General features: G+C 36.3%; 9 protein-coding genes and 1 pseudogene. 2 read left to right on the top strand and 8 right to left on the bottom strand.

Features of this window, described 5'->3' with window-relative positions; genetic code table 11:
• Positions 1-16: 16 nt before the first annotated feature.
• The 7 genes and pseudogenes from JCM21738_RS19295 to JCM21738_RS24525 all read right to left on the bottom strand — a co-directional run bounded on the left by JCM21738_RS19295 (position 17) and on the right by JCM21738_RS24525 (position 6,711).
• Positions 17-622 carry an FMN-binding negative transcriptional regulator gene (locus JCM21738_RS19295; RefSeq protein ID WP_023614501.1) on the bottom strand — a complete coding sequence of 202 codons (606 nt, stop codon included), beginning with the start codon at positions 620-622 and terminating at the stop codon, positions 17-19.
• Positions 623-795: 173 nt separating this feature from the next.
• Positions 796-2,607, bottom strand: a pseudogene (locus tag JCM21738_RS19290) (PDDEXK-like family protein).
• Positions 2,608-2,652: 45 nt separating this feature from the next.
• Positions 2,653-3,186, bottom strand: coding sequence for a nuclease domain-containing protein (locus tag JCM21738_RS19280; RefSeq protein WP_256360219.1), 534 nt, complete (start codon positions 3,184-3,186; stop codon positions 2,653-2,655).
• Between the two features lie 118 nt (positions 3,187-3,304).
• The gene (locus JCM21738_RS19275; RefSeq protein ID WP_035209920.1) at positions 3,305-4,123 is read right to left on the bottom strand and encodes a DUF2357 domain-containing protein; all 819 of its coding nucleotides are present in this window, start codon (positions 4,121-4,123) and stop codon (positions 3,305-3,307) included.
• Entirely contained in the window at positions 4,098-5,807 is a 1,710-nt protein-coding gene (locus tag JCM21738_RS22745) for an McrB family protein (protein WP_052019800.1), read from the bottom strand. The genes JCM21738_RS19275 and JCM21738_RS22745 overlap by 26 nt, the downstream gene beginning before the upstream one ends.
• Positions 5,765-6,325 (bottom strand): hypothetical protein, encoded by a 561-nt coding sequence (locus tag JCM21738_RS19265; protein ID WP_035209917.1) that lies wholly within the window; start codon positions 6,323-6,325, stop codon positions 5,765-5,767. Before JCM21738_RS19265 ends, JCM21738_RS22745 begins: the two co-directional genes overlap by 43 nt.
• 209 nt (positions 6,326-6,534) lie before the next feature.
• Entirely contained in the window at positions 6,535-6,711 is a 177-nt protein-coding gene (locus tag JCM21738_RS24525) for a hypothetical protein (RefSeq protein ID WP_156315531.1), read from the bottom strand.
• Positions 6,712-6,846: 135 nt separating this feature from the next.
• Between JCM21738_RS24525 and JCM21738_RS19260 the strand changes: the two genes are divergently transcribed.
• On the top strand, positions 6,847-8,235 hold the full coding sequence (locus tag JCM21738_RS19260; protein ID WP_023614506.1) for a Sau3AI family type II restriction endonuclease: 1,389 nt from the start codon (positions 6,847-6,849) through the stop codon (positions 8,233-8,235).
• 129 nt (positions 8,236-8,364) lie between these two features.
• On the top strand, positions 8,365-8,778 hold the full coding sequence (locus tag JCM21738_RS19255; protein WP_023614508.1) for a very short patch repair endonuclease: 414 nt from the start codon (positions 8,365-8,367) through the stop codon (positions 8,776-8,778).
• Positions 8,779-8,824: 46 nt separating this feature from the next.
• Here the strand turns inward: JCM21738_RS19255 and JCM21738_RS19250 are convergent, their stop codons facing one another.
• A complete protein-coding gene (locus JCM21738_RS19250; protein WP_023614509.1) occupies positions 8,825-10,072 on the bottom strand; it encodes a DNA cytosine methyltransferase in 1,248 nt (415 codons plus the stop codon).
• Between the last annotated feature and the right edge of the window lie 260 nt (positions 10,073-10,332).

The following is a 10,332-nucleotide window of genomic DNA, read 5'->3' as shown; positions in this document are numbered from 1 at the left end:
TTAGTGGATGAGTATTTTACAAGTTCTTCTTCATAAGGGCCGCTACTTCTAAATTATCTTGATCTGCAGTTTTTTCTAGATTTTCAATAATTAACTCTTGCCTTTCAACTGGATGGTTTTGACTCAATTTAGCCTTTGCCTCAATTTTATTAATGGTAATCTTAAACGCAACAATGCCTTTACTCATTCCTTCAACATATCTGCTATCTACATTTTTCAAATTGTAAGGACTATCTGGCTTTTCATATTTATTTACCATCTCATTCAAAGAATCAAAGATTACTTTTTCATCTTCAATGATGTCCACCTTTCCGTATAAATGGATGGATACGTAATTCCAGGTAGGTACGGCATCATTTATTTCATACCAGGAAGGTGAAATATAACAATGAGGACCCTGGAAAACCACAAGAACTGTTTGATTCCCTATATCCTTCCACTGTCCATTAGGGCGAGCAAAATGGCCATATAATGCATTTTCCTCTTTCTTTAGAATTAATGGCAGATGAGTGGCATAAGGTTCTCCATTGTGTGTCGAGTACAAGGTTGCAAAACTGTACTTTTCAATAAACTCATAAATTTGATCTTCATCATCGATTTTAAAATGTTTCGGTATATACATTACATGCTCCCCCTTTAAATGCTTTGTTTACTCATGATTCTGGAACTTTAAATTTCTGAGTGAAGCCATAATTTAACCTGCATCTCTAGATGTTCATTATATTTCTATATTTGGAAGTGCAGTTTTTTTGATTTGCTCTATTAATCACTCAAACTTAATTAAAAGAAAGGTAATCACATATCCGTTATTAGTTTTTCTATTTCCCTTAAAACGCCCTTGCTTACCTCATCCTCAAACAACCTAACCATCTCTCGATACAACTCTTTCTCATCGTTCCAATCCTCAATAAACACAGATTTCGAGAACAATCGAGTATATCTAGAAGTTGGCAATTTTGATTGAGCAGAAATAACGATTCCAGCTTCTTCTAACTGGTTAATCAGTTTAAGTCTTTGATCAGCTTGAAGAGGTCCCAATTCCAGAGTCAGTTTTAATCGATCATCTCTTAATCGCTCAAACCAGTAAGTAAAAGTACTGTCATGCCACCACCATTTTTCTCGAGTAACTCCGAATGTTTTCTCTAATTCTCGGAACTCTCTCATCAAAAATGAGGCATTCTTGTTTCCGATTCGATAAAGTGACGGATCAATTCCCTGAATTTCAGCAAATTTCATAAAAGGATTCTGAGGGAATTGTTCAGATGTTCTCTCGCTAATCTTCCGCTCTTCTAATACCTCTTGTTCCAACTTGTTTTCAATCATCTCTACCGCTTTTGCGATTTTCCTAAGAGTGTCCTTAAGACCCTCATTATGATATAAAGTTTCCATGCCAGTAACAACTTCTTGCTTGTTTGCCCAATCAATTATACTTAAAGTCTCAGTATATATTTTGGTGTATTTTTTGCCCTCTAATTTGGCAGTAGGACGAATAGAAATACCTTGAAATTCCAGTGCATTAAGCAGCTTTAAACGGTTCTCATAAGGGACAGGACCAACCTCGATGGAAATTTTCAATCTTTCATTCCATGTCCTCTCGAACCAAATGATTAAGCCATGACCCCTCCAGTATCCCTGTTCCGGTTCACCTATGGTCTCGGTATAATCTAGCCATTCAGGCAAAATAAAATTTGGAACCTGAGCATGTGCTTTATAAACTTCTATAGGGAGGTCCTCGAGCTGAACAAATGATAAAAATGCTTCATAGAGGACACTACTTCCAATTTTAAAGATGTAGTCTATCGTTTGCTTTTTTTTAGCATATATTCTCTTTAAGGCATTTTGTTGTACTAATGACAACCCGTCAATCCAATTATAAATTTCACGATATCTTGGTTGTTTACGGAACTCATCATGTTGACTTAGGTATAGAAAATCTACTGCAGCCTTATTTGTTTGATATACATCTTGGGCAAGTTGGATCGCTCCTTCATCTTGTACAAGTTCTTCTTTCAGAATTGCAGTATAATGCATCAAGAACTCGAAAATACTTTCTGACATGATTTCACGATTTAGCTCAATATGTAAGAGAATGATATCCATTAGGTCATTATAGTCGAGCACCCAGTATTCAGGATGAGTTGGTGCATCGCTCCTAAGGGTTAAGAAAATCGGAATAACCTTAAAATCCTTATAAACTCTCTTGGCATATTCTAAATAATCATCAAGCTGTCCCAGAGATTCTGAAGCATGAAATTTATTTTCAATAACCAGAACCATCTTTTAAGAGGGGACTACAACCACAATATCAATATATCGATTGGTATGTGTCTTTACCTCTCGATAAACTTCAATATCTGAGAAAGAAGCATGCATATATGTTAGAAGGTCGATTTCAGCTAATTTATCTTCATTTTCCTGCCTTGTCACCAATCGAGAGATTACTTTCTTAATAAAAAAGTTTCCTAACTGATGATTCTCGCTCGGGTCTAATAACCAAGCAAGAACATTTGAGTGCCTAATTTCAAATTGATCGACACGTAAAACTTTTAGTGGATTAAACTGATGGAACTTTTGATGGAGTTGTGCGAACTCCTTAGAGTGATCCAATTCTGCAATGCTTTCTATTGAAAAAGACAAATAAAATCTTCCTTCCTAATTCGTAAGGTAGTCCATGCTTGTTAATACTAATTGTTTTAATTCACTATTCTGACTACCTGGCACCATCTGTATAGCACCCATTCCAAAATTCTCCCGAAACTCCACATCAAAATACCTCATCGAATCCGCTTGATTATCTGATGTAGGAGTTAAAATGTAAACTTCCTTTACTGCCTTTTCCCCAGATTCCCGATGTATGATTCCATCCCGATATTTGTGCATTTCTCCTAATGCGGTTCCTATGTTACCAGGTACCCTGTACTTGGGGTCGAACACAATAATGCGATTCTCTCCTTCTAATACGATATCCGGAATCATTCTCTGCGTATATGTATGGAAGGTCTTAGAGTTATATTGATAGGATCGCTGAAAGTATAGAGTCAAGCCGTTTACCAAGTGTACAGAACTCTGTTTGTTTTCAGCTAAGTTCAAGAACAATCCATTCCTAGTAGTCTTGAATAGATTGCTGGTGTCTGTGATTAAATTGGATTCTCTCAAAATTTTAACCACATACATGTAACACCACATTTCATATAAGAAAAAGGTGTCCTTCAAAGCGATTGGGTAAGAAAATCCAATTCCTTCCCTTTTATGCTTGTAGAGATTATCAAACCATTCATACAATAATCGATAAACAGGATGCTTCCTAAAGGTCTGGGTTATGTTGTATGGACTTATTCTCCATAATTCCTGCTAAAAACGGGCTATTCATCCAGTAACGAAGAATCGATATATACCTTTTGGTTTTCATTGATACAGATTCGATTTCTGCTTCTTCATAGTTTCTTAGCAGCCGGAATAAATCTATTACTTGCTGCTTTAAAACCTGATTCTCATATAGATTTATCGATTCATATGTTTTAGCTGTTTCAACATGCGTAGGAATATCTCGACCGTGCCCTTTTCTGTCCAACCAAGATAAAGTCGTCTGTTCAGCTCTCTGAACTTTTTCTCTTTTCATGATGGTAGTCTGTTTCTTTAATTTTCTGATTGGCTTGCTTTCAATCTTCGAAAAAATTTGTCGTAGCTGCTGAAAGTTCCGCTCGATGTAACTCCATTGCGTCCAAGATAGCTCTCGACTTCTTCCGAAAGTGTTAACCTGTGTTTCCAAACCAGATAACTGAAAACAAATATTGGCTTCCTCCAAAATGTCTTCAATCATTAAAGTATATTGCTCTTCAGTTAGCTTACGTTGATCAGGATAAATATAAGACTCAAATTCCTGGCCATTAACTGATATTCTCAAGCTTCCACTTTGAAACGGAGTAAGCATAGTTGCATACAGAACATGTTCTTGTCTGTAAAATGGCAAAGGTACACCCTGAATAGTGACATCGATGCTATCTCCTCTAAAACGGAGTTTATACTCAGCTGCTTCTGTTAAATACGCATCGGTAATATGGATCCATCCTTGGTTAACATCAAATATTTCAAGATTGTTATCTCCAGAACTGAGTGGCTCCATAATACTCCAACTCCTCTTGCATCCGTTTGACATGCTTTAGTGAGATGGAATCAGTCTCAAGGTTTTCCTCAAGCCAAACATCCATCTTTCTTAACATTTCTGCAATCCTTTCATCACCACGAACTTTCGTTAAAACCTTCTCAGAAATAACGCGATCCAAAGCTTTTAAAGACTCCATTTGATGTTCCTCAGGCAACTGATGATTAACAAACAGTTTGCGCAACATTTCCCCCATTGTCCGATAACCAAAATGAAGTTCGTACGTTAATAACATCTGATGCAATTCCTTTAGCATGGCAAACTCTCTACCAAGCACTTCCTTGATATCCTGGTCCGCTCTATCCCAGTATGAATTAAAGTCAACATCAGACAAGGTCATGACAAATGCACGATCAAGCACCTTATCAGAAATTGAATGAGTCGTTTCATCGACATTAATCGTACCTAGTAGATAAACATTTGGCGGAATTAATAGCTTTTTAGGGATTTCATCTATATGGTCATCTTGATGCAATGGTATTTCCTTTCTAGATTCAACCGCGCTAAGATAATCACTTAAATAGTATTCAACTCGAGCAAGATTCATTTCATCAAGTAAAATAAAATGAGGTTTCTCCCGCTCCTTCAAAGCATTTAGGATAACATTAAGAAACTCTGTTCTTACATATCGCTTCTCAAAAGAACTATAGTATCCAAATAGAGCACTGGCATCAGTCCAATCAGGCCTTACCGGAATAATCGTGAAGTACGGATTTTCATCCTCATACTCCAGACCATAGACAGCATTAGTATACAATCGGCATAATTGAGTTTTTCCGGTTCCAGAAATGCCGCTCAAAAGAACAAAATGCTTATCATCCAGGGCAGTTAAATTCAGATGTAGGTCCCGGATAATCTCTTTTGAAAAAGTGAAACTACTATTTGTTATAGTCTGATAGATTTCCTCAAACTGAAAATTAGGTTCAAGTAAATCAGTATCCTCACTCGGTACATCAACCAAATCCACTTCTTCACCCTGTTCATCAGTAGGCAATTCAAGTTTTTGGCTTGCATGCGCAAATAATAAAGCTGCGTCTATGAAGTTTTTCTTAACTTGTTCATTACCTTCAACAAAGGTTTGAGTCTCATTATTAAAACTACCAACTTTATAAACATTGCTCCCTGCTTCAATTCCATGTTCGTTCAATAATTTCATTGCCTCTGCCATTACCTGATGGTTATCCAAGCTTTGTGTGGTAAATGATTTTGATATCCTCCATTCTCTAATACCGTTATCTAAAATTTCACGAGCATTTGTAAATATATGATTATGTCCCTCTATCTGTACCATGATGGTTTGAAAAGGAGAGAACTTTTCATGAAACTCAAAATAATATAGAAAACCCTTTGTAACCATCTGATCACTTTCATAGATATGAAACGATTGTCGCTTAGCATTTGTTTTGTATCCTTCCACAGAAGAGACATCAACTGAATATGTACGCCCTAGCAGTTCAGTTTCCTTTATATTTCTAGTTGAAGCCAGTGCCATTAATGCATTATACGTTTTATGCGAAATATCAATTTCTTGATTAAAATAATTTCTATATTGCTCCAACTGATTCCATGTTTTCAGTAAGTTATCAATTAAGAACTGTTCCTCTAGGTTCCTTCTAAAGGGAGACTCATTCCAATTTGAAACCACGGTCGCCTTCTCGGTTTAATACAATCTTTTATATACTTTACGAATTGCTCTCTAGGGATTTTCTCTTTTTCTTTCCAACCAGTCAGAATATCGAATTCCAAGGGAATCGAGTTTAGTACACTATGTATCTTTTCATTTTTAAACCAGGCCCAAAACGGAATAAAGTTAATCTCATGGTGGATAAGAAGTAATTGGCTGAATCCATTAAGTTCCAAAGTGATTAAGTTATATTCCTTTTCGTTCACTTTGGTATACAACCCGACAAAGTATTTACGGCCAATATCTGAGACTTTTTTCTTATCAGCATAAGTTGGATTTCTCGCATCATGATAAGTTGTAGACAATGTAGTATCGTAGCTACGTATATATACATTTTCATTTAATTGAATATCTAACTTATCTACAAAACGTTCAAACAATGGTTTAATAACTGGAGAAATTTCATCCAATGCCTTTCTGCATCGGAATTCTGTATTATCCATTTTTAAAATAGATTGAAAATGATTGAGATTAAGCATTGAAGCACCCTCTTTATTTATTGATGGCTTTATTAATTTAATACTACTAAAGATGGTATGGAAATAAAAGGCTGCGAATTACTCAAAATAGACAATATTCTTACTCAATAACACTTATAAAAGCGTTCCCGTTTCATAGAGTTAGGATTACCAGTTGATCGAAAGCAGCAAAATTGAAGCATCCCCTTCAACAAAGGGGATGTTCCAATTCATTTATACTGCTGCCCCACTATAATCCCATAGTACTTAGCTAAATACTTATCTATCATATTCTCAACTTTGTCAGTCGTCAGCATATCCAGAATCATTGCAGCGCCAACCACGTTTAAGTATTTATCGACATGGACAAAGAAACTTCTTTTTATGCTGAATCCTTTGTTCTGCAATATTAATTCGACAATCTAATTGCGTAATTGGCAATCTAGTAATTCCTTGCCGAATGATTTATACTGTAATTGCAAATTTGTAAAAAATACCCTTTTGATATAAAAGCAATCTAGTTAATGATAGAGGTGATTGATATGGAATACTTTACTTTGGAAGAACTAGTAGAGAAAGCTCACGAGGCAGAGGGAAAAACTTTTGGAGAAATTGATATTTATGACAGGTTGGAAAATAAAAAAGCGAAAGGCGGGTTAGGGCAAGTTATTGAAGAAAGTTTTTTTGGTTACACCGTAAATTCAAATGCCCAGCCAGACTTTGAACATTTAGGTGTCGAATTGAAGGTTACACCATTCAAACGTAATAAAAACGGATCACTATCGGCCAAGGAACGCTTAGTCCTTAATATCATCAATTACATGGAAGAGGTACATACTTACTTCTACACATCAAGTTTCTGGAAGAAAAACGAGAAATTACTGCTAATGTTTTATGAATGGCTTCCTGAAATTGACCGGAATGATTATCGTATTTATAAAAGTATATTATTCACATACCCCAAAGCTGACTTAGAAATAATAAAGCAGGATTGGGAAACCATCATTAACAAAATCAGGAATGGCAATGCACATGAAATATCAGAAGGTGACACGAATTATTTAGGCGCATGCACAAAAGGGGCAAATAATAAGCAGCTACGGACACAACCTTTTTCTAATAAGTTGGCTATGCAACGTGCATATTCCTTGAAGCAGTCGTATATGACCGCCTTAGTCCGCAAATATATTAAGAATGAGGATTTGGTAAGTTTCGCTTCTGCGGATGACTTGGAAAAGAAGACCTTGAAAGAATTGCTCGTCGAAAAGTTCTCTCATTATATAGGATGGACTGACGAACAAATAGCTGATCAGTTCAATATAAAATACAATCCAAAATCAAAAAGTTTTGTACCAAGTATAGTCAGTTCTTTTTTAGGGATTAAGGGAACCAAGCTAGATAATATCGAAGAGTTCGCTAAGGCAAATATCCAGTTTAAAACGATACGCCTTGAACCGAATGGAAAACCTGAACAGCATATGTCTTTTGAAAATATCGATTTCCAACAGTGGACACAGGAAACTTGGGAAGATAGCTATATCCGGCAACGTTTCCAAGAAACCAAATTTTTGTTTGTTGTATTTGAGTTTAGAGAAACCAAAAACCTGAACCCCGACAGGAGATTATATTTCAAGGGAATCAAGCTATGGAATATGCCATTAGAAACAATCGAGACTAAGATAAAAGAATTATGGAGTAAAGTAAATAAAGTGGTCAATGAAGGTGTAGTGATAGAATACAAATACCATGGGAAGAAGTTAGTTGAAACGAATAACCTTCCTAAAATCGGATTCAATGGAGTTACCCACCTCAGGCCAAAAGGAATAGATGGAAGTGATAAAATCGTCTTGCCGGATGGCCAAAAAATGACGAAACAATGTTATTGGTTAAATAATAGCTATATTGCAGAAATAGTTAAGGAGCTAGATTGATTTCTTTTTTTTGAAACTTAAATTGTCTATTATCGTCTCTTCCCAAAGTAAATATTCTACCTGTGCCAGGTTTAATTTCCTCTCTAGTTGGTAGAACATAGTAACAATTTCCTGGGAAGGAGATAAACGATGGTGGACCAGCAAAGAAGTAAAATCATGTCTTCAATCAAGGCTGTTTCAAAGTTGGAATCCCTCGTCACACAGGAGCTCTGGAAAAAAGGTTTTCGATTCAGAAGGAATGTACGTGGAATGGTTGGTACTCCTGATATAGCTATTAAGAAATATAAAGTAGTCATTTTCATAGATTCTTGCTTCTGGCACTTTTGCCCCATCCACGGTAGAATGCCGAAAAGTAATATTGATTTCTGGAAGAAAAAACTTGAAAGAAACCAGGAGCGGGATAAGGAACATACCCAATTCTACCTACAAAAAGGGTGGCATATTTTAAGGATTTGGGAGCACGAAATCCGGCAAGATTTTGATAAAACAATCGAAATAATAGCCACTTTCATTGAAGATGCGAAATCAGTAGAAGCCATATAAGTATAAGGGCCTTGACTAGTCAGTCAAGGCCTTTCTCTTATATCATTTAAAATAAACTTAGTTGCTGCGGATCATTCTTGATTGCTTCTTGCTCTTCTTGCTCAATTTCAAGAATGCGTTCGCCCATACGCTGTATCAAGCCCACAACAAGAGCGTTACCCATGCAAAAGTACCTCATTCGATCAGACATTCCTTCTGTCCAGTTATCAGGAAAACCATTAAGACGTTCGCACTCCACCGGAGTCAAAACACGAATTCTCTTGGTTTCTGGATCTTCGATAACATGGCTGCTCCTGTTAATTGTACCCTCGCTTGTCAACATAGTCCGGCCTGGCTTATCCAAAGTTTCTGGAAAAGCCATTCCTCCCTCTGAAAAGACATAACTATGACCACTCGCAGAAGTACGTTCTATTTTCTTGGGACCTTTCAGATACTCAAACTTTTCGATTTGAGCTTCTGATAAATAATACTTCTCATCTACATTTGATTCAATTATATCATTCAGGGTAACCGGAGATTCGAGCTTAGGCGTTACTTCTTCTGTATACACCACTCCATCTCTCATGATACCCGCGTTCATATATTTGCTGTAGAAGTGCTCTGAGATTTCAACTAAATCCTGTGGCAGTATGAATGAATCAGGATTGTATTTCGATGTATCATCCGTAACCGGGAAAGCTCCTGCGAAGAAACCTTCTCTTTTAATCATAAGTTCATCTTCAATGTTTTGTCTTACCTTAAGATACGGAGAGTCATTCCGAATAGCGAAAATGAACACTCTTCTCCTTCTCTGGGCCTGTCCATACTCAGCAGCATTAATCACACGCCATTCTACAGAATAACCCAAATCACGGAAACTAGCTAGCATGACAGAAAAGTCTCTCCCCCGTTGTTTTGAAGGAGATTTCAATAGACGATCGACGTTCTCTAAAAGTAAGTATTTTGGGCGCAAATCAGTCGCTAATCTAATAATCTCCCAGAATAAGACACCCTTTTTCCCTTGGATTCCTTTTTCTCCAGAAAGTGTTCGAGCAACGGAATAATCCTGGCAAGGAAACCCACCTACTATCATATCCACGTTTAAATCTATTAATCTATTCGCATCAACTTTTGCGATATCTTCGTTAGAATGAATTCCTTTTCCTTCGAAACGTCTAGCATAGCAATCAAAAGCATCTTGTGCTTTTTTAGAAGGTTCCCATTGATTGCCCCAAACCACTTCAAATCCATTTGTTGCTTCTAAACCTAGCCGGAAACCACCTACTCCAGCAAATAATTCAGCTACTTTTAACATATTGAACATCCTCTCGGTATTACGTATACCCAAGATATATTATATTAAAGATTCTTCCTTCGATTAATCTTTAAGTTGATTTAACTCATTCTGAATTACTTTCTCAATTAAAATATTTTAACATAATTCTCTACAACTATGTATGGTAAAATGTCGAATTTTATTATATAACCTATTAATATATTGTACCATGAACATGATTGCAAGCGAACATTAGTTCTTCATTTTTTCTACAGAAGAAAAAACAGTACCCAATTTAA

The sequence above is a fragment of the Mesobacillus boroniphilus JCM 21738 genome, from assembly GCF_000517385.1.
Classification (GTDB): Bacteria; Bacillota; Bacilli; order Bacillales; family Cytobacillaceae; genus Mesobacillus; species Mesobacillus boroniphilus.
The sequence above is the reverse complement of the archived record's forward strand: the minus strand, read 5'-3'. Positions and strand labels throughout refer to the sequence as shown.